Consider the following 22,717-nt stretch of genomic DNA (forward strand, 5'->3'; position numbering starts at 1 on the left):
GGGCAATCTTGACGCCGAACTGACAATTCCGGGCGGATAGTGCCCACGAATGCCCTTCCTTGCCGCGTGCCGGCATCGGGCATGGGGGCGGCAGCGCCGCCCAGGCCACCACTCGGTGTGCGGGGGACTCTCGTTTCAGACAAGACATTGCAGGTCGCTGTCCGGGTTGTATCCGTCTTCAATGGGCGGGAACGCACGAAGGGAGTGACGCGGGCCACGGCCACGCCAAATACTGGCATGTGACTTGCGTCACATTTTCGCAGGTTGTCTGGTTCGGAAGCCAAGGGGGTCCCCAATGGTTGTCCACCGCCGGCTGGCGCTCTGCGTCGGCCTCGCATGCACCGCTCTGGCCTGGGCCAGCGGCGCCGCTCCGACCGACCGCGACGCGGCCCTGGCCGAGATCGGCCGCTACCGCGACCAGGCCCGCTGGCTGGATGCGCTCGGCGCAATCGAGCGCGCCAGCCAGCAGCAGCCCAACGACGATCTGCTGTTCAAGCTGCGCGTGCTGACCCTGGGCGACATCGGCAATGCCTGGCGCGCCTGGGAGCTGTACCAGCAGCGGCCGCAGCTGTTCGACGACGCCCAGAAGCAGCGCCTGGAAGGCGACTACCTGGCCAAACTCGTGGTCTGGAGCCTGGCCTACAGCAGCAGCGAGGACAGCCGCCTGGAAGAAGCCGAGTCGACCCTGGCGCGCATGCAGCGCTACGTCGGCGGCGAAGGCACCCCACCCTCGCAGGCCCCACTGCGCATCCGCATGGACCGGCTGATCCTGCTCAACCGGCTGGGCCGCCATGCGCAGGTCCGCGAGGAAGCACGAGCCCTGCAGGCCGAAGGCCACACCCTGCCCGACTACGTGCTGCCTGCCGTGGGCGATTCGTTGATGGGCACCCTGCACCCGGAAGAAGCCATTCCCGTACTGCAGGCAGCCGTCGCTGGCGATCCGGCGCGCGACGCCTCACATTCGGAACTGGCCTACGCCTACCTGGAAAGCGAGCAGCAGGAAAAAGCGATCGACCTGCTGCAGGCATGGCGCGACAAGGAGCCGGCGTGGCGCTGGAGCAACGGCAAATCACCGTACGCGAACTGGTCACGCTACGAGGCGGATCTCAACCTGGCAATGGTGCGCGCTTACAGCGGCGACCTGGTCACCGCGCAGCACGACCTGGAGTCGATGGTGGACATCGCACCCGGCAACGGAGGCCTGCAGAGTGCGCTGGGCAGCGTCTACATGATGCGCGGCTGGCCACGAAGGGCACTGCAACGACAGCAGATGGCACACGCGCTGGACCCGCGTGACATCGAACCGCGGCTGGGCATGGAAGAGGCCTACGTCGCCCTGCAGCGCGACGACCTGGCGCGGCCGCTGCACGATGACCTGGTCGCACGCTATCCCACCCAACCGGCTGTCGAACGCATGGACCAGGCCTGGCGTGCGCATCGCGGCTGGCAGCTGAAGGCATGGACCGACATCGGCCGCAGCTCCGGTGGCGGTGGCACCTCGCCACTGGGCAACAACGATCGCCACTATGGTGTGGAAGTGGAGACACCGATCCTTGATGACCGCTGGCGTTTGTTCGCCCTGGCCGACCGGCGCTCGAACGATTTCCAGGACCAGCGCATCGATCCCCTGTGGCTGGGTGCGGGCGTTCGCTACCGCTTCGGGCAGCTGGATGCGGAGGCGGCCGTCCTGCGCGCCAACGACCACATCGGCGATACCGGCCTGCGGGTCGGCGTCGGCTGGCAGTTCAACGATTACTGGCACGCCGGCCTGGTGGCCGCGCGCAATGATCCAGAGGCCTCGATGCAAGCACGCGCGGCCGGCATCACCGCCGACAGCGTGAGCGCACAGGTGGACTACCGGCGCAGCGAGCTCACCCATTGGATGCTCGGTGCCAGCCGCTTCCGCTACGACGACGGCAACCATCGCGAACTGTTCAGCACCAGCATTGAACAGCGCCTGTTGACCCGCCCGCGCTGGCTGCTCGATGGCCTGGCCAGTGCCTATACCAGCCGCGGCAGCCGCGACGACGCGCCCTACTTCAATCCGAAGCGTGACCGCATGGTCGAGATCGGCCTGCGCATCGACCAGCAGCTGTGGCGTCACTACGAGCGCCACTTCCGGCACCGGCTGACCGTCTCGCTGGGCGACTACTGGCAGGACGGCTTCGGCAGTGCGCTGGTGCCGTCGGTGTCGTACATGCACGAATGGCAGCTGGGCCCGGGCCGCGTGTTCGAGTACGGCGTGCGCTGGTCGCGGCCGGTCTACGACGGCCACCGCGAGCGTCATATCGGCTTCGAAGCCGCACTGCGCTGGGGAGACTGACATGGCCTGCTTCCTGCGACTGATCGTGCTCCTGCTGCTGGCCATTACGCCACCGGCCTTCGCGCAGCAGGCCACGCATCTCGATGCAATCGACAATGGCCTGCTGATCCTCAGCTACCACGACATCCGCGACCAGGTCGCGGCCAAGGGCGATGCCGATACCTATGCGGTGAGCACGCAGAACTTCGCCGCACACCTGGACTGGCTCGGCGCGCATGGCTATCACCCGGTCTCGCTGTCGCAGGTGATCGATGCCTCGCAGGGGCGGGCCACGCTGCCGCCCAAGCCTGTGCTGCTGACCTTCGATGACGGCCTGCGCAGCGTCTACGACAAGGCCTTCCCGCTGCTGCAGGCCTACCGCTACCCGGCACTGGTGGCGGTGATCACCGACTACGTGGACATGGCTCCGGGACGCACCATCGACTACGGGTACCGGCCGTTCGGCCGCGATGACTTCGTCACCTGGGCGCAGCTGAAGCAGATGCACGACAGCGGCCTGATCGAAGTGGCCAGCCACACCGACGACCTGCACCACGGCGTGCTCGCCAATCCACAGGGCAATTCAACGCCCGCCGTGGTCACCCGCATCTACAGCCCGGCCACGCACGGGTACGAGACTGAAACGCAGTATGAGCAGCGTCTGCGCGCCGATCTCTCGCGCAGCGTGCAGCGCATCAAGCAGCACCTGGGCGTGCGCCCGCGCGCCATCGTCTGGCCATACGCCGCCTACAACCAGTTGAGCAACGACATCGCCGAACAGCTGGGCATGCCGGTGTCCTTCGATCTGGAGGGCCGCAGCACGCCGGTGGCCAGCGACCTGCATGGCCTGGCGCGCTTCCTGGTCAGCGACAACCCGACCGTGGAAGGGCTGGCCTACGAGCTGCGCCGCGATGTCGCGCTCGATGGCATCCGTGCCCTGCAGATCGACCTGGATGATGTCTACGACGCAGACCCGACGCAGCAGGCACGCAACCTCGATGCGCTGGTCGAACGGGTCAAGCGCATCGCGCCGACGCACGTCTACCTGCAGGCATTCGCCGATCCGGACGGCAACAACACTGCCGATGCGCTGTACTTCCCCAACCGGCACATGCCGATGCGGGCGGACCTGTTCAGCCGCGTCGCCTGGCAACTGAAATCCCGCGCCGGCGTGAAGGTCTACGCATGGCTGCCGGTGCTTGGCTTCGAGCTGCCCGACCCGGCGCAGCGCAAGGCGCTGGCGATCCGCAACGGCGATGCCGACGGCATGTACCGGCTCGACTTCACCAACCCGAAGGCCCGCCAGATCATGCTCGACATCTACGAGGATCTGGCGGTCAATTCCTACTTTGAAGGCCTGCTGTTCCATGACGACGGCTACCTGCGCGACACCGAGCTGCCGGCACTGGCAGCCGGCGGCGATGGCAGTGCGCGCACGCAGGCGCTGATCAGCTTCACCCTGGCGCTGCGCGACAGCGCGCAACGCTGGCGCCCGAAACTGGCCACCGTGCGCAACCTGTACGCTGAGCCGGTACTCCGCCCGCAGAGCGAGGCCTGGTTCGCGCAGCGCCTGGACCTGTTCAACAAGGCCTATGACCAGACCGCGCTGATGGCGATGCCGTGGATGGAAGGCAGCAAGCACCCCGAGCGCTGGCTGGACCAGCTGCTGGCCGCAGTACGCGCACACGACCCGCAGCTGCAGCACACTCTGTTCGAGCTGCAGACCGTCGATTGGCGCAACGGGCAACCGATTCCCGCCGAGCGCCTGCGCGCACAGATCCGCCAGTTGCAGGCACAGGGCGTGCACCACTTCGCCTGGTACCCGGACGATTTCATCGCCGACCAGCCCTCCACCCGCGATGCCCGCGCGGCGATGTCCGCCGGCACCTTCCCGTACCCGGAGAAGTGACATGGACATGCATCCGCTGCTGCAGGTCCTGTTCCAGTTCGCTTTCTACTACCCGATGGTGATGGCGTTCTTCTGGATGTCCGGCGGCCTCTACTACTACTACCGGCGCGAACGCCACTCGCGCCCGCGCAACGACCCTCCATTGATGGTCGCCCCCCCCTTCGCGAGCCTGCTGGTGCCCTGCCACAACGAGGCAGAGAATCTGGATGACACACTCACTGCGGCGCTGGCCCAGCGTTACCCCGCCGACTACGAAGTGATCGCCATCGATGATGGCAGCAGCGATGACACCGGCGCGCGGCTGGATGTGCTGGCGGCAAGGCACCCGCGGCTGCGCGTATTGCACCTGGATCGTAACCTGGGCAAGGCCAATGCGCTGCGCATGGGCGCACTGGCCGCTCGCTCGGAGTACCTGGTGTGCATCGACGGCGATGCAATGCTGGAGGAACATGCGCTGCACTGGATGATCTGGCACCTGGTCAGCGGCAACCGGGTCGGTGCGGTCACCGGCAACCCGCGCATCCGCAACCGCTCCACCCTGCTCGGACGCCTGCAGGTGGCCGAGTTTTCCTCGATCATCGGCATGATCAAGCGCGCGCAGCGCGTATACGGGCGCATCTTCACCATCTCCGGGGTGATCGCCGGCTTCCGCCGTACCGCCCTGCATCAGGTCGGCTGGTGGTCGGATGACATGGTGACCGAGGACATCGACATCAGCTGGCGCCTGCAGCGCGCGCACTGGGACATCCGCTACGAACCCAATGCGCTGTGCTTCATCCTGATGCCGGAGACCCTCAAGGGCCTGTGGCGGCAGCGCCTGCGCTGGGCCCAGGGCGGCGTGGAGGTGATGCTGCGCCACGCGCGCTCGCTGCTGCACTGGAAAGAGCGGCGCATGTGGGGCGTGCTGCTGGAGTACGTGCTGAGCGTGATCTGGGCCTACACCATGTTGTTCATCGTGCTGCTGTGGGCACTGGGCAAGTTCATCGAGCTGCCGCCGCAGCTGCATATCGCCAGCCTGCTGCCGCAGTGGCATGGCGTGATCCTTGCGCTGGTCTGCCTGCTGCAGTTCGCCAGCAGCCTGATCATCGACCGGCGTTACGAAACACAGATTGGACGCAACTATTTCTGGGTCATCTGGTACCCGATGGCGTACTGGCTGATCAGCCTTTCCACCACCCTGGTGGCGTTGCCGAAGACACTGCTGCGCCGTCGCAGCAAGCGCGCCACCTGGACCAGCCCTGACCGGGGGATCCGATGAACGCGCAACGCCCGTCCAACCGCTTCGACTCACGGATGATCCGCAAGCCACACCGCCAGCCGCGCTTCCAGCGCACCGCCTGGGGATTCGTCACGCTGGCGTTCTGGGGCTTCTACTTCTACCTGTGGGCGCCCCTGGTGACCCTGTTCTCGTGGTTGGTTGGCGGCCAGCTGGCCTGGCAGCAGCTGTACGAACGGCAAAGCCAGTTCGATCCCTACGTGCTGGTGGCATTGCCGCTGATGCTGTTGTGCGCCAGCGTGCTGCTGATCGGTTGGGCCGAGTACAACCGTGCCCGCTTCCGTGGCCGCGAGCGCCGCCTGCCGCGGCCACTGGCCAGCCTCAACGAAGTGGCCGCCGATCTGGGTGCCAGCACGGGGCTGGCCGAACGCCTGATGGGCTGCAAGGCCGCCACGTTGCACATGGATGACCACGCACGCCCGGTCGGCGTCCGCCGCGAGGTGGTGTAGCCCGACAACCCGGTGGGGTGCCGACCCTGATCGGCGCTTGTGCCTGGTGGGTGCCGATCATGGTCGGCACCGGGGTCTGCCGCGAAGAACACCCACGCATGGCGTGGTTCCACTTATGTGCGCGTCTGCCCTTCGCCACGCACCACGAAACGTTCGACGGTGAGCGCTTCCAGACCCATCGGGCCATAGGCATGCAGGCGCGTGGTGGAAATGCCGATTTCGCTGCCCAGGCCCAGCTGGCCACCATCGGAGAAGCGCGATGAGGCATTGACCATCACCACCGCCGAGCGCAGCGCAGTGACGAAGCGCTCGGCATGGTCGGCGTCTGCGGTCGCGATCACTTCGGTGTGGTCGGAGGTATAGCGGCGGATGTGCGCGATGGCCGCATCGAGGTCGTCCACCACGCGCACGGCCAGCACAAGGTCGAGGAACTCGGCGGCGTAGTCCTCCTCGGTCGCCGCCGTGCTGCCCGGCAGCAGCGGCTGCGCCTGCGCATCGGCGCGCAGCTGAACGCCACGCTGGCCAAGCGCCTGCGCCACGCGCGGCAGGAAGGAATCGGCTACGTCACGGTGTACCAGCAGTGTCTCCAGAGAATTGCAGGCGGCAGGCCGGCTGCACTTGCCATCCACCAGCAGGTCGATAGCCTTGCCCAGGTCGGCGCTGGCATCCACGAACAGGTGACAGACACCCTTGTAGTGCTTGATCACCGGTACCCGCGCATGCTCGGCAACGAAACGGATCAGGCCTTCGCCACCGCGCGGAATCGCCAGGTCGATCAGCTCATGCAGCTGCAGCAGTTCCAGCATCGCCTCGCGGCGCAGGTCGGTCAGCACGGTCACGGCGGCCGGCGGCACGCCATTGGCCTTCAATGCACCGGCGAGTGCCTGCGCGATCGCGGTGTTGGAGTGAATTGCCTCGGAACCACCGCGCAGGATCACGCCGTTACCCGCCTTCAGGCACAGCGCCGCGGCTTCGGCGGTCACGTTCGGGCGCGCCTCGTAGATCATCGCGATCACGCCCAGCGGCACGCGCACCTTCTGCACGCGGATGCCGTTCGGGCGCACGTCATCGCGGGTGACCTCGCCGACAGGATCTGGCAATCCGGCCACTTCGCGCACGGCTTCGGCCATCGCGAACAGGCGCGGCGGGTCCAGTGCCAGACGATCGAGCATGGCGCTGCCCACGCCCTTCTCGCGCGCGGCGGCGAGGTCACGTGCATTGCCGGCCAGGATCAGTCCGGCATTCACCTCCAGTGCCTGCGCCATCGCCAGCAGCAGCGTGCGTCGTGCCGCACTGTCCAGGCCGGCAACGATCTGCGCCGCATCACGGCAGGCACGCGCCTGCGCTTCGATCTCGCTCATCGGTGTGTCCTTCAATCCGGTCATGGCAGCACCAGGTCGTCGCGATGGACGACGCTGCCGCCGTAGTTGTAGCCGAGCACGGCCTGGATGTCGCGCGAATGGTGGCCGGCAATCCGGCGCACGTCGTCGGCAGCATACTGGCTGACGCCACGGGCCACGCAGACTCGGCCCTGCGGCGCGTTCCAGCACACCTGCACCATGTCGCCACGGCGGAACACGCCCTCTGCACCGGTGATGCCACCGGGCAGCAGCGAGGCGCCCTTCTCGCGCATCGCCTGTGCCGCACCGGCATCGATGACGATCACACCCTCGGCCAGCGGTGCATGCCGCAGCCAGTTCTTGCGGGCGGCCTCGCGGCTGCGTGCGGCATGGATTCGGGTGCCGAACAGGCGGTCCTGCGCCAGCGCGCGCACCACGTCACCGCTGCGGCCATTGAACAGATAGGTTTCGATGCCCAGGCGTCCGGCCTTCGCCGCCGCCTCCAGCTTGGTGCGCATGCCGCCGGTACCGGCGCGCGAGCCGGCGCCGCCCGCCATCGCCAGCACCTCGTCACCCAGCTCCGGCACGTCGTGCAACGGCCGCGCATCGGCCACGGTGCGCGGGTCGGCGCTGTACAGGCCATCGATATCGGTAGCGATGAACAGCGCATCGGCGTCGACCAGCGCCGCCACGGTGGCAGCCAGGTTGTCGTTGTCGCCGAGCTTGAGCTCATCCACCGACACGGTGTCGTTCTCGTTGACCACCGGCAATGCGCCCAGGCGCAACAGTTCACTCAACGTGGCGCGTGCATTGAGGTAGCGGCGGCGGTTGCGCAGGTCGTCGTGGGTCAGCAGCACCTGCGCCACCGGGCGCTCGAAGAAGCGCTGCCAGAGCCCGATCAGCTGGGCCTGGCCAAGCGCCGCCAGGGCCTGCCGCGCCGCCATCGCTGCGCCCGGTTCATCGGCGCGCGGCAGGATCGCGCGCCCGGCAGCGACCGCGCCGGAAGACACGATCACCACCTCGCGCCCGGCCAGGAGATTGGCCGAGACGAACTGCGCCAGGCCCAGCGCGTGGCGTGGCGACAGGCCGCCGCCATCGGCTGCCAGCAGGCTGCTGCCGACCTTGAGCACCGCACGCCGCCACGGCGGCAGCACCTGTTCGGGGAACGGCGAGGCGACAAGGGCAGCGTGCTGGATCATCGGTCAGGCTCTCAGCGGGTGTTCCATTCGTGCACGGTCAGGTCGGAGGCCTGCATCGTCACCAGTGGATCGGTGGCGACGATGGCCCGCGCCTGCGCCAGGCTGTCCACGTTGCACAGCACGTAGGCGCCACCGCTGCCATCGGCGAAGCCACCGGTCAGCTGCAGCTTGCCCTGCGCCTGCAACGCATCGAGGAAATCGCGGTGCGGCTGCACCGCTGCATCGTTGAAGTCCGGCCGGCGCATCGCCAGGACCAGGTAGACAGTGCCCGCCATCAGGACAGCGCCTGCCAGCGCGCGCGCAGTTCGTCCAGGCGCAGGTCAGCGGCTGCGCCCGGCGATACACGCGCGGCCAGGCTGCCTTCCGGCGTGCGTCCCTGCCCTGCACTGTCGGCACCGGCCGCAGCGGCCTTGTAGGCCTCGCGGAACGGTACGCCAGCCACGGCGGCCTCCACTGCGACGTCGGTGGCATACATGCCCGAATCAATCGCCGCGCGCAGCCTGTCCTCACGCCATTCCAGATTGGCCAGCAGCGCCGGCAGCAGTTCCAGCGCGGCCAGGCCACGGCCGAAGCCGTGGAAGATGGCACCCTTGGACGACTGCAGGTCGCGATGGTAGCCAGACGGCAGCGACAGCAGCTGCTCGATCTCGGTGCGCGCAGCGGCGACGCTGGCGTGGGTGGCGCGCATCAGCTCGATCACATCCGGATTGCGCTTGTTGGGCATGATCGAACTGCCGGTGGTGTACTGCGCCGGCAGCGCGACGAAACCGAACTCGGCGCTGGTGAACAGCGACAGGTCCCACGCAATGCGGCGCAGGTCCAGCGTGGCGCCACCGAGCGCTTCCAGTGCAGCCAGCTCGAACTTGCCACGCGACAGCTGCGCGTAGATCGGCGAGATCTGCATGCGCGCGAAGCCCAGCGCGGCGGTGGTGTGCTTGCGGTCCAGCGGCAGGTTCACGCCGTAGCCGGCAGCGGTGCCGAGCGGATTGGCATCGACCAGTGCATGGGTGTCACGGGCGCGGATGGCGTTGTCGATGAAGGCCTCGGCCCAGCCCGCCCACCACATTCCGGCCGAGGACACCACGGCACGCTGGATGTGGGTGTAGCCGGGAATCGGCAGATCCTTCTCAGCCTGCGCGCGGTCCAGCGCGACCTTGGCCACGTCGGCGCTGAGCTGGGCCACGCGCAGCAGCTTCTCCTTCAGCCACAGGCGCGTGGCGACCAGGATCTGGTCATTGCGGCTGCGGCCGGTGTGGATCTTGCGACCCGCATCGCCAAGGCGTTCGGTCAGGCGCGCTTCGATCGCCGAGTGGCCATCCTCGTACTGCGTATCCAGCACGAAGCGGCCTTCGCGGAAGTCCTGCGCCAGGATCTCCAGTTCGCGCAGAAGTCCGGCAAGCTCATCGGCACTGAGGATGCCGATGTGCTGCAGGCCCTGCGCATGCGCGGCGCTGGCAGCGATGTCATGCAGGAAGAACTCGCGGTCAAGGATCACGTCGTAGCCGGCGAGGAAGGTCTGGATCTGGGCGTCGACGGCGACGCCGGGCTTCTGCCAAAGAAGGTCTGCCATGGGGGCTCCGGAATGCGTGTTCAGTGCGGGATCGACGTCAGTTCGTCGATGCCCAGCGCGAGGTTGAGGTTCTGCATGGCTTGGGTGGCCGCGCCCTTCAGCAGGTTGTCCAGCGTCGCCACCACGACCACGCGCTTGCCGCCCGGCGCGAGCGTGAAGCCACCGACCTGGGCACCGTGGCGGCCGGCGATGCGGCTGACCCACGGCGCTTCGTCCAGCACTTCGATCAAGGGTTCACCGGCATAGGCCTGCTGGAAGCGCTCGACGATCTGCTCACGGGTCTGCACGCGGTTCAGCCACAGGTTGGCGGTCAGCGTGATGCCACGGAAGTGCGGCGCGACGTGTGGCATGAACTCGACGGCCACGCCCAGCTGCACGGACACTTCGCGCTCGTGCACATGGTTGGTCAGCGCATACGGCATCAGGTTGTCGGCCAGCAGTTCGACGTTGTTCTTGTCCGACGGCGTAGTGCCGGCACCGGAGTAGCCGGACACACCGAAGCACTGCGGCGGGCCGGCCAGCAGGTCCAGCAGCGGATGCACCGCCAGCTGCATCGCCGTGGCATAGCAGCCCGGGTTGCTGATGTGCTTCTGGCCGTTGTACCGGCCGCGGGTCAGCTCCGGCAGGCCGTAGTACCAGCTGTTGTCGAAGCGGTAGTCGGCCGACAGGTCGACGATGACGGTGTCGGGCTTCGCCGCTTCCAATGCGGCCACGAACGGAGCGGCCAGGCCGTTGGGCAGGGCCAGGATCACCGCGTCCACCCCCTTGGCCGCCACTGCGTCGGCGTCCAGGTTTTCGTACTGCAGCTCGCCCTGGAATTCCGGGTGGTGGTCGGACAGGCGCTGCCCGGCGCGCTCGCGCGAGGAGACGAAGGCCAGTTCCAGCCGTGGGTGGGCGGCCACCAGCTTGATCAGCTCGGCGCCGGTATGGCCGCGGGCACCGACGATGCCCAGGGTGAAGGTCGAATCGTTCATGCGTGGCTGTCCAGACGGTATTGCAGGTGGCGCTTCACGCCCTGCCATTCGGCATCGATGATGGAAAAGATGACGGTGTCGCGCGGCGTGCCGTCGGCGTGCCGCTTGTGGTTGCGCAGCACGCCATCCTGCTTGGCGCCCAGGCGGGCGATGGCGGTGCGCGAGGTGACGTTGAACCAACTGGTTTCCAGCACCACACTGATGCAGCCCATGGCCTCGAAGGCGTGCTGCAGCAGCAACAGCTTGGCTTCGGTGTTGGCGCCGGTGCGCTGCACGCGCGGCGTGTACCAGGTGTAGCCGAGGCTGAGCTTGGGCACGCTGGGATCCATGTCGTAGAAGCGCGTGCTGCCGATGATGTCACCCGCCGCATCGTAGATCACGAACGGCAGCACCTTGCCTTCGGCGTGCGCCTGCAGCGCGGCCTGCACATAGTGCTCGACCTGCTGCGGTGACGGCACCTGGGTGTACCAGAGCTGGTCCAGGCCGCTGCCTTCGAGTGCAGCGCGCAGGCCCGGGACATGCTCAAGCTGAAGCGGCTGCAGCGTCACATGCTGGCCGCGCAGGGTAGGCACCATGTTCCAAACGTCAGGATTGGTCATCGCTCAGCCCTGCAGGCTCGGTGCGCGCTGCGCGCAATGATCGACATAGGTCTTGATGCGGTCGATGCCATCGGCGCCGAACCAGAACACTTTCCAATGGTCCTGCTTGTAGCAGCCATCGGACTCGGCGTAGTAGAAGTGGTTGATCGGGTTGCGGTGGCGCGAGCGCCAGAACAGCTGCGGGGTTTCCTCCAGCATCACGTTCCAGACCGCACGCCCCAGGCCTTCACCCTGCGCGTCGTCGAGCACAGCGAACTTGTCCAGGTACACGCCCTCTGCCTCGTCGGTGAGGATCACCGCAGTGCGGTAGTTCTCGCTGACATAGGCACGCAGCAGCTTGGTCTTTTCGAAGTAGTCCGGCACCAGAGTGCGGCCGAAGCTGGATTCGATCAGGCCCTTCAGCCGCGGCAGGTCGAGCTCGCTCCAGGCGGTGGCGCGCAGTACTTTCTCACCCTTGCGCACCAGCGTGCCCGAGCCCTTGTGGGTGAACAGTTCCTTGGCCAGGTCGGCCGGACGCGTGATCGACACCGACGATTCCAGCGGCAGGCGGTCGAGCAGGTCCTTGATCTGTTCGATCTTCACCTTCATGCCACCGTGGATCCACGGCTGCGCGATCAGGTGGTCGTATTCGGTGGACAGGTTGATCGAATCGATCACGTTGCCCGCCTCGTCCAGCAGGCCACCGGTGCCGGTCAGGAAGATGATCTTGTACGGCTGCAGTTCCTGCACCAGCTCGTTGGCGGCAAAGTCGGCGTTGACGTTGAGGATCTGGCCACCGGCGGTTTCACCCAGGCTGGTGATGACCGGGATCGAGCCGGCACGCAGGCTGGCCTCGATCGGTGCCAGGTTGACCTTCTTCACCTCGCCGACCAGGCCGTAGGTGTCCACGTCCAGGTACTCGGCCTCGAACACGCCACCGGTGATCGAGGTGGCACGTGCGCCGTTCTGCTGCAGCGCCTCGACCAGGCGCAGGTTGGACTGCTGGAACACCCGGCGCACGATCGCCAATGCTTCCGGCGAAGTCACGCGCAGGCCGTTGACGGTCTGCTTCTCGATGCCGGCGGCCGACAGCTCGGCATCCAGCTGCGGGCCGGCGCCGTGCAGCACGATCGGGGTCAGACCGACCTCCTGCAGGAACGACAGCGAGGAGGTCAGTGCGTCGAGGTCGTCGCGCAGCACCGCGCCGCCGACCTTGACCACGGCGAAGCGCTTGGCATCCAGCTGCGAAAAGCGCTTGAGGTACTGGCTGATCTCCTTCGCGCTGGCCATGCTGGAAAGCAGGCGCACGATGGTCTGGCGGGTCTGGCGGTGGGGCTGGAGGGCAGGAGACATTTCGGTTTCGTCACAGGCGGCGGTCGCCGCGTTGCAGTTCCGCCATGCCCGGGGCATGGCGGCGTTGTGGGGTCGATCAGGCGCCGGCGGTGATGATCCGATGCACGGCGTCGGTGTAGCGCTGCAGCTGGTCCAGCGTCACGAACTCATCGGCGGTGTGGGCCTGGGCGATGTCACCCGGGCCGAACACCAGGGTGGTGTAGCCAGCGGCCGAGAACAGCGACGCCTCGGTCCAGAAATCCACCGCATTGCCGATCGGCAGCTCAAGCGCGTCGGCCACATCGCGCGCCAGCAGGCGGCGGTTCTCGGCCTCGGCGATGTCACCGGCGGGCAGGCTGGGACCACGGAACGTCTCGGTGAAAACGGCGGCTTCCGGCTCGGCGAAACCGGCGAAGGTCGCCAGCAGGCCATCGATGTCCATCGACGGCAGCGGGCGGAACCCGAAGCGCACCTCAGCAGCCGGTGCGATCATGTTGGCCTTGATGCCGCCTTCGACGCGGCCGATATTGAAGCGCAGGCCGGTCAGTCCGCCAAAGCGCGCCGAAGCCAGCGATTCCACATGATCCAGCGCGCGGTTTCCCCAGCGCATGGCCTGGTGCAATGCGCTGGCGGCCGCATCCTGCTTGCCCGAGGCGTGCCCTGCCCGACCTGCGAACTGCATCAGCACCGAACTGATGCCACGGTGCGCCAGCACTGCTTCGCTCATGGTCGGTTCGGCCACGAGTACGGCTTCATACGGCAGGCCACGGGCCAGGAATGCAGCGATGCAGCGCGGGTCGTTGGCTTCCTCGTCGCTGGAGAACAGGAACGCGGCGTCGCCATCGCTGGCGTTGGCGGCCGCCACCAGTGCAGCGGCGGCGCCCTTGATGTCACACACGCCCAGGCCGACCACACGGTCGTCCAGGCGCCGCATCACGTGCGGGTCGGCACTCCAGTGCGGCGAATCCGGCACGGTGTCCAGATGCACGTTGAACAGGTACTTCGGCGTCCCACGCACGGCATACAGGCTCACCGCACCGGCGCCATGGTCGATCACCTCGACGTTGAAGCCGGGCAGGTTGTCGCGCAGGTAATCGAAGATGCCACCGGTGGTGATCGCACGCGGCGGGTTGCGGGTGTCGAACGACACCAGGGCCTGCAGGTGATCGAGCGTCTGTTCAAGCATGTGTCTGAATATCCGTAGGGTTTGAAATCGGTAGTGCCGGCCGCTGGCCGGCTGCGCAATGATCCAGCCGTGCCACGAGCCGGCCAGCGGCCGGCACTACCCTCCATTGACGCTGCGAAGCGCCGGCCAGCGGCCGGCGCCCCCGTCACAGGTCAACCGCTCAGCGGTTGACTTGCGCGTAAAGCGTCGAACTCATGCCGAACAGCTTGATGAAGCCCTCAGCCTCCTCCACGCCCCAGTCGGCCGATTGCGCGTAGGTGGCGCCCTTGGCGTTGAGCAGGTGCGGCGACTTCACCGCCACTGCATCGACGCGGCCGCCGCGGGTTTCCAGCATCACTTCGCCGTTGACCTTGGCCTGCGAGGACTTCAGGAAGGCCTCGATGTCGGTCTTCAGCGGGTCGTGGTAGAAGCCTTCGTACACCAACTCCACCCACTTGCGTGCGACGTCCGGCTTGAAGCGGTTCTGCTGCTTGGTCAGCACGGCATCTTCCAGCGCGCGGTGCGCGGCCAGCAGCGAAACCAGGCCCGGGGCCTCGAACACGATGCGACCCTTCAGGCCGATCACGGTGTCGCCGGTGTAGACGCCGCGGCCAACGCCGTACGGGGCGAACAGCTTGTTGAGCTGGGCCAGGATCTGGTCGCCCGGCAGCGCCTTGCCGTCCAGTTCCACGGCTTCGCCTTCAACGAACTTCAGGGTCACGGTCAGCGCCTGTTCCGGCCATTCGCTGCGCGGCGAGCACCAGCCACGCGCGCCTTCACCCGGGGCTTCCCAACGGTCGATCTCACCGCCGGACATGGTCACGCCCAGCAGGTTCTCGTTGATGGTGTAGGCCTGCTGCTTGGCGCGCACGCCGAAGCCGCGCTCTTCCAGGTACTTCTGCTCGTAGGCGCGGGTCTGGGTGTGTTCCTTCTGGATCTCGCGGATCGGCGCGATGATCTGGTAGTCGCCCAGTGCCTTCACAGCCAGGTCGAAGCGGACCTGGTCGTTGCCCATGCCGGTGCAGCCGTGGGCGATGATGTGGGTACCCAGCTCGGCAGCACGCTTCAGCGCGGCATCGACGATCAGGTAGCGGTCCGAAACCAGCAGCGGGTACTGGCCCTGGTAGCCTTCGCCGGCCCACACGAACGGCTTGACGAAGCCTTCCCAGATGGCCGGGCCACCATTGACGGTGACGTGGCTGGTCACGCCCAGTTCGGCGGCGCGCTTCTCGATGAAATCGCGCTCTTCATCATCCACGCCGCCGGTGTCGGCGAACACGGTGTGCACGTTGTAGCCACGCTCCTGCAGGTAGGGCACGCAGAAGCTGGTATCCAGGCCGCCGGAGAAGGCGAGAACGACGTCTTTGTTGCTCATGGGGAGGGTATGCCCTGGTAGCGCCGGGCCGTGCCCGGCGGAAATGATTGAATCGGAAAAAATCAGCGCCCGGCAACCGCGGCCATGATCGCCTTCTGCACGTGCAGGCGGTTCTCGGCTTCGTTGATGGCGATGCACTGCGGCGAATCCATCACCGCATCGGTGGCCTTCACGTTGCGGCGCAACGGCAGGCAGTGGCTGAACACCCCGTTGTTGGTCAGCGCCATCTTCCGTTCGTCCACGATGAAGTGCTTGAACTGGTCGCGGATCGGCTTTTCCGGTTCCCAGTTGCCGAAGAACGGCAGCGCACCCCAGCTCTTGGCGTAGACCACGTCGGCGCCGGCGTAGGCGCTGTCGATGTCATGGCTGATCTTCAGCGAACCGCCGCTCTCGGCCACGTTCTGCTCGGCCCAGCCCATGTAGCGCTCGTCGAGGATGTAGTCGGCGGTCGGGCACAGCAGGGTCACGTCCATGCCCATGCGGGTGGCGATGGTCAGCGCCGAGTTGGCCACGGCGGTGTTCAGCGGCTTGGGGTGGTAGGTCCAGGTCAGCACGTACTTCTTGCCGCGCAGGTCCTGGGTGCCGAAGTGCTCCTGCAGCGCCATGATGTGGGCCAGCTCCTGGCACGGATGGGTGATGGTCTCCATGTTGATGACCGGCACCGGCGAGTACTTGGCGAAGCTGTTGAGGACGATGTCCTGGCGGTCGTAGGCCCAGTCGACGAACTTGGGGAACGCGCGCACGGCGATGATGTCGCAGTAACGGCCCAGCACCTTGGCCACTTCAGCGATGTGCTCTTCGGTATCGCCGTCCATCACCGTGCCGAGGTTGAACTCGATCGGCCACGCATCCTTGCCCGGCTGCAGCACCACCGCGTGGGCGCCGAGCTGGAACGCGCCCAGTTCGAAGCTGGTGCGGGTGCGCATGGACGGGTTGAAGAACACCAGCGCGATCGACTTGCCCTTGAGCTGGTCGCCGAGCTTGTTGCGCTTGAACAGCGCGGCCTGGGTCAGCAGCGCGTCGAGATCGCTGCGGCTCCAGTCCTGGGTGTTCAGGAAGTGCTTGGGGGACATCATCTTTCCTTGCGTGGCGGCGCCGGGTTCGACGCAGTGGAAGGGAAAAGCAGGAACCAAAGGTGGAGCGAAAAGGTTGCAGTTGCAGCTTTCAGAACGCAGAAACGAAAAAACCCAGCCGGCGGGCTGGGTTTTTATCGGACGAACAGCAAAAAGCTCCGGTTACCCAGCGAGAATGTGGGGTTCCGGTCGACGCGCACGCGAGGTCATGCCCGACGCCTGTCGGGCTGCGCTGCTGTCGTGCTGGAAGTCGGTGAGCTTCATGGTCAACCATCTTTGCATGCGGCCGGGGCCGGCGCAAGGGGCCGGGGTCGCAGAATCAGGGATTGCCGGCCGCACCCTGCTCGGGGCCGACCCAGGGGGTGATCGACACCCGGATCTTGAGCCGGTTGCCGGGGTCTTCCGGTAGCCGCGAGCGGTACTTGGTGCCCTTGTAGACGTAATCCACGTCGTAGGCGATGGGCCGGCGGAATTCACGCCCCACCGGCACGATGCGGCAGTCGCGGGTCAGCATCGGACCGGTGTTGGCCGGCGCCGGGGCCGGCGACTCGGTTCCGACCTCCTCAACGGCCTCCTCGTCACTGCGCTTGAACATCGAGCGCACCGAGTCCCAGAAGCGGCTGATCCGGCCCTTGTCCTCGACCGGCTCCTCGCCGGTCACGTTCACCGGGGCCAGGGTCCGGGTCGACACCGGCTCGCAGTGCTCTTCGGTGCGGGTCGCACGCAGGGTCTGGAACACGGGTTCGACGTTCAGCACCTGCGCGTAGTCGAACTTCACGTTCTCCACGATCACCACCCGGTTGCGGGGCTCGGCCTCCTGGGCCAGCACCACGGCGGGCAGCGCCGACAGGCAGGCCAGGGTCAGCAACGCGGTGGATTTCATTGGCGACGGGAGCAAGGACACGGCAATAGTGTAGGCAGTGGCGAGCGCAAGGGGCTGAACATTACCCGTCCACGCTGCTCCTGCCCACCCCACCTGGAGGAACCGGCGTCCACCGGTGGCAGCCCGTGCCCCCAAACGGGGCCGACACGTTCTAAAATCACAGGCTTGTCCCCCAGCCACAGCCCCATGACCCTGCGCCTGCACAACAACCTGACTCGCCAGCTCGAACCGTTCACTCCGCTCGACCCGGCCTGTCCGACCCTGTATGTGTGCGGCCCCACGGTCTACAACTACGTGCACATCGGCAACGCCCGTGGCCCGGTGGTGTTCGGGGTGCTGGCCGATCTGCTGCGGCGCCGTTTCGGCGCGCTGCGCTACGCCCGCAACATCACCGACGTGGACGACAAGATCAACACCGCCGCGCGCGAGCAGGGCGTGCCGATCAGCACCATCACCGGCAAGTTCGCCGCCGCATACCGTGAAGACATGGCCGCGCTGGGCGTGGTACCGCCGGACATCGAACCGGAGGTGACCGCGCACATTCCGCAGATCATCACAATGATCGAGCAGCTGATCGCCAGCGGGCATGCCTATGCCGCCGAGGGCCACGTACTGTTCGCAGTGGCCAGCTTCGACGGCTACGGCAAGCTCTCGCGCCGCGATCCCGACGAAATGCTGGCCGGCGCCCGCGTCGACGTGGCCCCGTACAAGCGCGACCCGGGTGATTTCGTGCTGTGGAAGCCGTCCAGCGACGACCTGCCCGGCTGGGCGTCGCCCTGGGGCCGTGGCCGCCCGGGCTGGCACATCGAGTGCTCGGCGATGGCCGCGGCTCACCTGGGTGAGACCATCGACATCCATGCCGGCGGCGTCGACCTGCAGTTCCCGCACCACGAGAACGAGCTTGCGCAGAGCGAATGCGCCCACGGCGGCAAGATCTTCGCCCGCTTCTGGCTGCACAACGGCATGCTCAACTTCGGCGGCGCCAAGATGAGCAAGTCGCTGGGCAACATCGAGCGCGTGCATGATCTGGTGCGCCAGCATCCGCCGGAAGCGCTGCGCCTGGCCCTGCTGTCGGCCCACTACCGGCAGCCGCTGGACTGGTCCGATGCGCTGATCGAACAATCGGTGCGCACCCTGGACCGCCTGTACGGCACCCTGCGCGAGCTGGCGTCGATCGAGGCCACGGCAGTGATTCCGGCCACGGTCGAGGCGACCCTGGACGACGATCTCAACACCCCACAGGCGCTGGCCGAAGTGGCCCGCATCGCCGCCGATGCGCGTCGTGCCACCGACCCGGCCGAGCAGGCGCGCCTGAAGGGTGAACTGCTCGGCGCCGGCCTGGCACTGGGCCTGCTGCAGGCCGATCCGGCGCAGTGGTTCGGCACCGCGGCCAGCGATGACGGCGACGATGCCCGCATCCAGGGCCTGATCGACGAGCGCGCCGCGGCCAAGAAGGCACGCGACTTCGCCCGTGCCGACGCCATCCGCGACCAGCTGGCCGCCGAAGGCATCGTGCTGGATGACACCCCGCAGGGCGTTCGCTGGTCGCGCAAGCGCAGCTGACCTGCCCTGCCCCGTGGCCGGTCCGCCGGCCACGCCCCCACCGTAGAGACTGTTGTGACCGACTCCCCGTTCCCGCTTGAATCCACCGCCGCCGAGGCCCAGACCGCCATCGCCGAGGAATTCGGCTTCTTCGGCGACTGGTCCGAGCGCTACCAGTACCTGATCGACCTCGGCCGCAAGCTGCCGGTCTTCCCGGAAGAATGGAAGACCGAAGAGCATCGCCTGCTCGGCTGCCAGTCGATGGTCTGGATCGTGCCGGAAGGCAACGCGCAGTCGCTGCGCTTCCATGCCATCAGCGATTCGGCGATTGTCTCCGGCCTGATCTTCCTGGCGCTGCGCGTGTACTCCGGGCGCTCGGCGCAGGAGATCCTGGCCACCGAACCGAGCTACATCCAGGACATCGGCCTGGCCCGCCACCTCTCGCCCACCCGCAGCAACGGCGTGGCGGCGATGCTGGCGTTCATCCGTGAGACGGCGCAGGCGCAGCTGCAGCGCGCCCCGTCGTGAGCGAGCCCGCCACGGCCGAAGACAGTGCACTGGGCCTGCTGTCCCGGCCCGGTTTCGCCAGGCTGCTGGCCTACCGCATCTTTGCGATGCTGTCCTACCAGGTGGTCGCGGTCACTGTCGGCTGGCACATCTACGAAGTCACCCGCAATCCGTTCTCGCTGGGCCTGATCGGCCTGGCCGAGGTCGTGCCGTTCTTCTGCGTGGCTCCGTTCGCCGGTTACCTGGTGGATCACCTGCCGCGCCGTCGGCTGGGCATGGTCGCCTGTTGCGGGCTGATCGCCACTGCACTGGTATTGACCAGCGTGGCCATGGGCTGGTTGCCGATTGACGGCGTGTGGCCGATCTACGCGGCCATCGCGCTGACCGGCATGGTCCGCGCCTTCCTGTCGCCGATCTACAACGCCTTGTTCGCCCGCGTGCTGGCCCGTGACCAGTTTGCCCGTGGCGCCGGCCTGGGCGCGGTGGTGTTCCAGGCCGGCATGATCGCCGGCCCGGCATTGGGCGGCGTGCTGGTCGGCTTCGGTGGCAAGGGCCTGTCCTACGCGGTGGCTACGGCCTTTGCGCTGGTGGCGATGGCCTGCCTGGCCACGCTGAAGGTGGAAGAACCGGTGCATACCGGTCCGGCCGCACCGATCTTCAAGAGCATCGCCGAAGGCGCGCGCTTCGTGGTCGGCAACCGGATCATGGTCGGCGCGATGGCGCTGGACATGTTCTCGGTGCTGCTGGGCGGCGTGGTGGCGATGCTGCCGGCGTTCCTGCACGAGATCCTGCACCACGGCCCGGAAGGCCTGGGCATCCTGCGCGCGATGCCGGCGCTGGGCTCGGTGTGCGTAGGCCTGTGGCTGGCGCGCCACCCGCTGCACCGCAATGCTGGCCGCGTGCTGCTGTTCGCGGTGGCCGGCTTCGGCCTGTGCGTGATCAGCTTCGGGTTGTCGCAGCACTTCTGGCTGTCGGCGCTGATCCTGCTGTTCTACGGCGCGTTCGATGGTGTCTCGGTGGTGATCCGCTCGACCATCCTGCAGTTGGCTACGCCGGAAGAGATGCGCGGTCGCGTATCGTCGATCAACGGCATCTTCATCAGTTCGTCCAACGAGCTGGGCGCGTTCTATGCCGGCACGATGGCGAAGCTGCTCGGCCTGGTGCCGGCGGTGGTGCTGGGCGGATTCGCGGTGCTGAGCGTGGCCGGGATCACCGCGTGGAAGAACCCAACGCTGCGGAAACTGAATCTTCGCGACCTGCAGTGACGCTGCTAACAGCGGATTCGGCGGCGCCGGGTGTTTGGCTGGGGCCGTTGCTCTCCCTCGATGATTGGGCTTGTCACTTTCTTTTCGCGAAAAGAAAGTAACCAAAGAAACGCTCCGCCATCCGCGAGCCGGCGCTGCGCGCCGGTGCCCTGTGCTCCTCGGTGAATCAGGGGACGGCGCCGAACTCGCTGCGCTCAAACAGCGGCGCCTCTTCGCCCCTGATTCCCCTGCGGTGCTCGGCTCGCTACAAGGCGGACTCAACAGCCGCAAGCACGCATGACCGCTCCTGTCGGCCTGAGCAGAGCGTGGACTCGGCTCTACATCGGCCGCGCACGCAGGAAACCGTCGAGAGCCTGCGGGTGGGTACGGGCGGGACCGTCCGCGGCATGGATGCCGCGGCCGAGCTTACAGGGATGTACTTGCAGCGTGTCCTGCCCGGACCCACCCGCAGGCTCCACCCGATACCCGCAAGGCGCTGCTCTACACAGCCAACACGAACCCAACAAAAAACCCGGCCGAAGCCGGGTTTTTCGCATGACCAGACAACGAACTGGAATCAGTCGCCCTGCTGCTTCTGCAGGTGCTCCCAACGCTCCTGGGCGTCGATGGTGCGCTCGGCGGTCAGGCGCGCTTCCAGGCGCTCCAGGCCGATTTCTTCGCCGGTGTCGACGCAGTACCCGTAGTCGCCGGCTTCCAGGCGCTTCAGGGTGCTGTCGATCTTGCCGATCAGCTTGCGGTAGCGGTCGCGGGTACGCAGTTCCAGCGAGTTCTCGGTCTCGCGGGTCGCACGCTCGGCTTCGTCGCCGATGTCACGCACTTCCTCGCGCAGGTTCTCGATGGTCTGCTTGGACTCTTCCACCAGGTCCGCGCGCCAGTTCTGCAGGCGCTGGCGGAAATACTCCTGCTGCAGCGAGCTCATGTATTCCTCTTCCGAGGACGGCTTGTAGCCAGCCGGCAGGATCGGGCGGCCAGTGGCCTCGTCGGTCTTGTACTCGACCACCTTGTACTTGCTGCGCGGGGCCGGTGCTGCCGAGCGGGCGGCGACGGCCACGGCAACCTTGCCGACAGGGCGCGACACGGTCTTCGGGGCGGAATCGGATTTCACGGCGGTTTTGGCAGGCGATTTCGAAACGGGCACGGGATTCTTGGATTGCGGGGCCTTCGAAGCGACAGGAGCGGCGGCCGGGGCCGGCGTTGAGGCCGGCTGGGCTGCCGCCACTGCCACGGTCTTGGCCGGGACAGGCTTGGCCGGAGCCGGCTTGGCAGCAGGCTTCGGTGCGGACTTCACTACTGCGGCCGGGGTCGGCTTTGTGGCCGGCGCGGCAACGTTCTTGGCAACCTTCTTTACAGCGGCGGGCGTGGCGGCCGGTTTAGCCGCAGCGACCTTCTTTGCTACGGGCTTGGCGACCGGCTTGGCTGCAGCCTTCTTCACCACCGCCTTCGGCGCTGGCTTGGCGGCTGCCTTCCTGGCCACCGGCTTGGCGGCGGCCTTCTTCACCGGCGCAGCCTTGCTGACGGTCTTCTTCACCGGCGCCTTCTTGCTGGCAGCGGCTGGCTTGGCCTTGGCGGGCGCAGCGGCCTTCTTCGCCACCGGCTTGGTTGCCTTGACCGGCGTTTTCTTTGCGGTGGCCTTCCTGGCCGCCGGTTGCGAGGACGCTGCCTTGGTCGCCGGCTTGCTGGCCGGCTTCTTGGCAACGGGCTTTGCCGCCAACTTCTTCACAACAGGCTTGGCGGTTTTCTTGGCGGCCGTTGCGGCCTTCTTTGCAGTTTTTTTAGCAGCCACGAAACGCTCTTCCTTGGATTCCCCGGGGCCCGGGAAAGCGGGCCTTTATAGCCTACCCGACCCGCAGCAGCAACCTTGGCACCCTGCTCCATTCAGTCCTGGAGTCAAGGTGCCCAAGTGGCAGTCCGACGAACACGGACCGCCTTGCGCGGTACGGAACCTGGCCAACACCCGCGGGTGCTGGTACCGGTCGCA

General features: G+C 66.9%; 19 protein-coding genes. 7 read left to right on the plus strand and 12 right to left on the minus strand.

What is annotated here, in order from left to right; translation table 11 throughout:
• The first annotated feature begins 295 nt into the window (after positions 1 to 295).
• The 4 genes from pgaA to pgaD are packed head-to-tail and all read left to right on the plus strand — an operon-like array spanning position 296 to position 5,936.
• Positions 296 to 2,323 (plus strand): poly-beta-1,6 N-acetyl-D-glucosamine export porin PgaA, encoded by a 2,028-nt coding sequence (gene pgaA / locus ACSYHF_RS13555; protein ID WP_447575728.1) that lies wholly within the window; start codon positions 296 to 298, stop codon positions 2,321 to 2,323.
• A gap of 1 nt (position 2,324) precedes the next feature.
• Entirely contained in the window at positions 2,325 to 4,211 is a 1,887-nt protein-coding gene (gene pgaB, locus ACSYHF_RS13560; RefSeq protein WP_447575729.1) for a poly-beta-1,6-N-acetyl-D-glucosamine N-deacetylase PgaB, read from the plus strand.
• A gap of 1 nt (position 4,212) precedes the next feature.
• Positions 4,213 to 5,469 (plus strand): poly-beta-1,6-N-acetyl-D-glucosamine synthase, encoded by a 1,257-nt coding sequence (gene pgaC / locus ACSYHF_RS13565; RefSeq protein ID WP_005417684.1) that lies wholly within the window; start codon positions 4,213 to 4,215, stop codon positions 5,467 to 5,469.
• Positions 5,466 to 5,936: a poly-beta-1,6-N-acetyl-D-glucosamine biosynthesis protein PgaD gene (pgaD, locus tag ACSYHF_RS13570; RefSeq protein WP_111127489.1), complete on the plus strand. Its 471-nt coding sequence runs from the start codon at positions 5,466 to 5,468 to the stop codon at positions 5,934 to 5,936. The genes pgaC and pgaD overlap by 4 nt, the downstream gene beginning before the upstream one ends.
• Before the next feature lie 113 nt (positions 5,937 to 6,049).
• On the opposite strand, the gene ACSYHF_RS13575 is transcribed toward pgaD, so the two are convergent.
• From ACSYHF_RS13575 to ACSYHF_RS13625, 11 genes are all read right to left on the minus strand, one after another.
• A complete protein-coding gene (locus ACSYHF_RS13575; RefSeq protein WP_447575730.1) occupies positions 6,050 to 7,321 on the minus strand; it encodes a glutamate-5-semialdehyde dehydrogenase in 1,272 nt (423 codons plus the stop codon).
• Complete coding sequence (gene proB / locus ACSYHF_RS13580; protein WP_447575731.1) at positions 7,318 to 8,475, minus strand: glutamate 5-kinase; 1,158 nt, start codon at positions 8,473 to 8,475, stop codon at positions 7,318 to 7,320. Before proB ends, ACSYHF_RS13575 begins: the two co-directional genes overlap by 4 nt.
• A gap of 11 nt (positions 8,476 to 8,486) precedes the next feature.
• Positions 8,487 to 8,750, minus strand: a complete 264-nt coding sequence (locus ACSYHF_RS13585) for a YciI family protein (protein WP_005417692.1) — start codon at positions 8,748 to 8,750, stop codon at positions 8,487 to 8,489.
• On the minus strand, positions 8,750 to 10,045 hold the full coding sequence (argH, locus tag ACSYHF_RS13590; protein WP_447575732.1) for an argininosuccinate lyase: 1,296 nt from the start codon (positions 10,043 to 10,045) through the stop codon (positions 8,750 to 8,752). The genes ACSYHF_RS13585 and argH overlap by 1 nt, the downstream gene beginning before the upstream one ends.
• A gap of 20 nt (positions 10,046 to 10,065) precedes the next feature.
• Complete coding sequence (argC, locus tag ACSYHF_RS13595) at positions 10,066 to 11,019, minus strand: N-acetyl-gamma-glutamyl-phosphate reductase (protein ID WP_005417695.1); 954 nt, start codon at positions 11,017 to 11,019, stop codon at positions 10,066 to 10,068.
• On the minus strand, positions 11,016 to 11,618 hold the full coding sequence (locus tag ACSYHF_RS13600) for a GNAT family N-acetyltransferase (RefSeq protein ID WP_447575733.1): 603 nt from the start codon (positions 11,616 to 11,618) through the stop codon (positions 11,016 to 11,018). The genes argC and ACSYHF_RS13600 overlap by 4 nt, the downstream gene beginning before the upstream one ends.
• 3 nt (positions 11,619 to 11,621) lie before the next feature.
• Entirely contained in the window at positions 11,622 to 12,950 is a 1,329-nt protein-coding gene (locus tag ACSYHF_RS13605; RefSeq protein WP_447575734.1) for an acetylglutamate kinase, read from the minus strand.
• Between the two features lie 76 nt (positions 12,951 to 13,026).
• Positions 13,027 to 14,115 carry an acetylornithine deacetylase gene (locus ACSYHF_RS13610; protein ID WP_111127499.1) on the minus strand — a complete coding sequence of 363 codons (1,089 nt, stop codon included), beginning with the start codon at positions 14,113 to 14,115 and terminating at the stop codon, positions 13,027 to 13,029.
• 160 nt (positions 14,116 to 14,275) lie between these two features.
• A complete protein-coding gene (locus ACSYHF_RS13615; protein WP_447575735.1) occupies positions 14,276 to 15,469 on the minus strand; it encodes an argininosuccinate synthase in 1,194 nt (397 codons plus the stop codon).
• Positions 15,470 to 15,531: 62 nt separating this feature from the next.
• On the minus strand, positions 15,532 to 16,542 hold the full coding sequence (locus tag ACSYHF_RS13620) for an N-acetylornithine carbamoyltransferase (RefSeq protein WP_072168395.1): 1,011 nt from the start codon (positions 16,540 to 16,542) through the stop codon (positions 15,532 to 15,534).
• Between the two features lie 319 nt (positions 16,543 to 16,861).
• Complete coding sequence (locus ACSYHF_RS13625) at positions 16,862 to 17,425, minus strand: hypothetical protein (protein WP_111127503.1); 564 nt, start codon at positions 17,423 to 17,425, stop codon at positions 16,862 to 16,864.
• Positions 17,426 to 17,611: 186 nt separating this feature from the next.
• Here ACSYHF_RS13625 and cysS point away from each other — a divergent pair, with 186 nt between their 5' ends.
• From cysS to ACSYHF_RS13640, 3 genes are read left to right on the plus strand one after another with little or no spacing between them, the layout of a single operon-like run.
• Positions 17,612 to 18,988, plus strand: coding sequence for a cysteine--tRNA ligase (gene cysS / locus ACSYHF_RS13630; RefSeq protein WP_329915543.1), 1,377 nt, complete (start codon positions 17,612 to 17,614; stop codon positions 18,986 to 18,988).
• A 54-nt stretch (positions 18,989 to 19,042) separates the two neighbouring features.
• Entirely contained in the window at positions 19,043 to 19,495 is a 453-nt protein-coding gene (locus tag ACSYHF_RS13635; RefSeq protein WP_262233248.1) for a SufE family protein, read from the plus strand.
• A complete protein-coding gene (locus ACSYHF_RS13640; protein WP_005417718.1) occupies positions 19,492 to 20,739 on the plus strand; it encodes an MFS transporter in 1,248 nt (415 codons plus the stop codon). The genes ACSYHF_RS13635 and ACSYHF_RS13640 overlap by 4 nt, the downstream gene beginning before the upstream one ends.
• Positions 20,740 to 21,295: 556 nt before the next feature.
• Here ACSYHF_RS13640 and dksA read toward each other — a convergent pair.
• A complete protein-coding gene (gene dksA / locus ACSYHF_RS13645; protein WP_447575736.1) occupies positions 21,296 to 22,522 on the minus strand; it encodes an RNA polymerase-binding protein DksA in 1,227 nt (408 codons plus the stop codon).
• Positions 22,523 to 22,717 lie beyond the last annotated feature (195 nt).

The organism is Stenotrophomonas maltophilia group sp. P373, from assembly GCF_053295075.1.

Bases quoted from the DNA above. Each gene is read 5' to 3' on its own strand.
- pgaA (WP_447575728.1), top strand. From the start codon at position 296: ATGGTTGTCCACCGCCGGCTGGCGCTCTGCGTCGGCCTCGCATGCACC.
- pgaB (WP_447575729.1), top strand. From the start codon at position 2,325: ATGGCCTGCTTCCTGCGACTGATCGTGCTCCTGCTGCTGGCCATTACG.
- pgaC (WP_005417684.1), top strand. From the start codon at position 4,213: ATGGACATGCATCCGCTGCTGCAGGTCCTGTTCCAGTTCGCTTTCTAC.
- pgaD (WP_111127489.1), top strand. From the start codon at position 5,466: ATGAACGCGCAACGCCCGTCCAACCGCTTCGACTCACGGATGATCCGC.
- ACSYHF_RS13575 (WP_447575730.1), bottom strand. From the start codon at position 7,321: ATGACCGGATTGAAGGACACACCGATGAGCGAGATCGAAGCGCAGGCG.
- proB (WP_447575731.1), bottom strand. From the start codon at position 8,475: ATGATCCAGCACGCTGCCCTTGTCGCCTCGCCGTTCCCCGAACAGGTG.
- ACSYHF_RS13585 (WP_005417692.1), bottom strand. From the start codon at position 8,750: ATGGCGGGCACTGTCTACCTGGTCCTGGCGATGCGCCGGCCGGACTTC.
- argH (WP_447575732.1), bottom strand. From the start codon at position 10,045: ATGGCAGACCTTCTTTGGCAGAAGCCCGGCGTCGCCGTCGACGCCCAG.
- argC (WP_005417695.1), bottom strand. From the start codon at position 11,019: ATGAACGATTCGACCTTCACCCTGGGCATCGTCGGTGCCCGCGGCCAT.
- ACSYHF_RS13600 (WP_447575733.1), bottom strand. From the start codon at position 11,618: ATGACCAATCCTGACGTTTGGAACATGGTGCCTACCCTGCGCGGCCAG.
- ACSYHF_RS13605 (WP_447575734.1), bottom strand. From the start codon at position 12,950: ATGTCTCCTGCCCTCCAGCCCCACCGCCAGACCCGCCAGACCATCGTG.
- ACSYHF_RS13610 (WP_111127499.1), bottom strand. From the start codon at position 14,115: ATGCTTGAACAGACGCTCGATCACCTGCAGGCCCTGGTGTCGTTCGAC.
- ACSYHF_RS13615 (WP_447575735.1), bottom strand. From the start codon at position 15,469: ATGAGCAACAAAGACGTCGTTCTCGCCTTCTCCGGCGGCCTGGATACC.
- ACSYHF_RS13620 (WP_072168395.1), bottom strand. From the start codon at position 16,542: ATGTCCCCCAAGCACTTCCTGAACACCCAGGACTGGAGCCGCAGCGAT.
- ACSYHF_RS13625 (WP_111127503.1), bottom strand. From the start codon at position 17,425: ATGAAATCCACCGCGTTGCTGACCCTGGCCTGCCTGTCGGCGCTGCCC.
- cysS (WP_329915543.1), top strand. From the start codon at position 17,612: ATGACCCTGCGCCTGCACAACAACCTGACTCGCCAGCTCGAACCGTTC.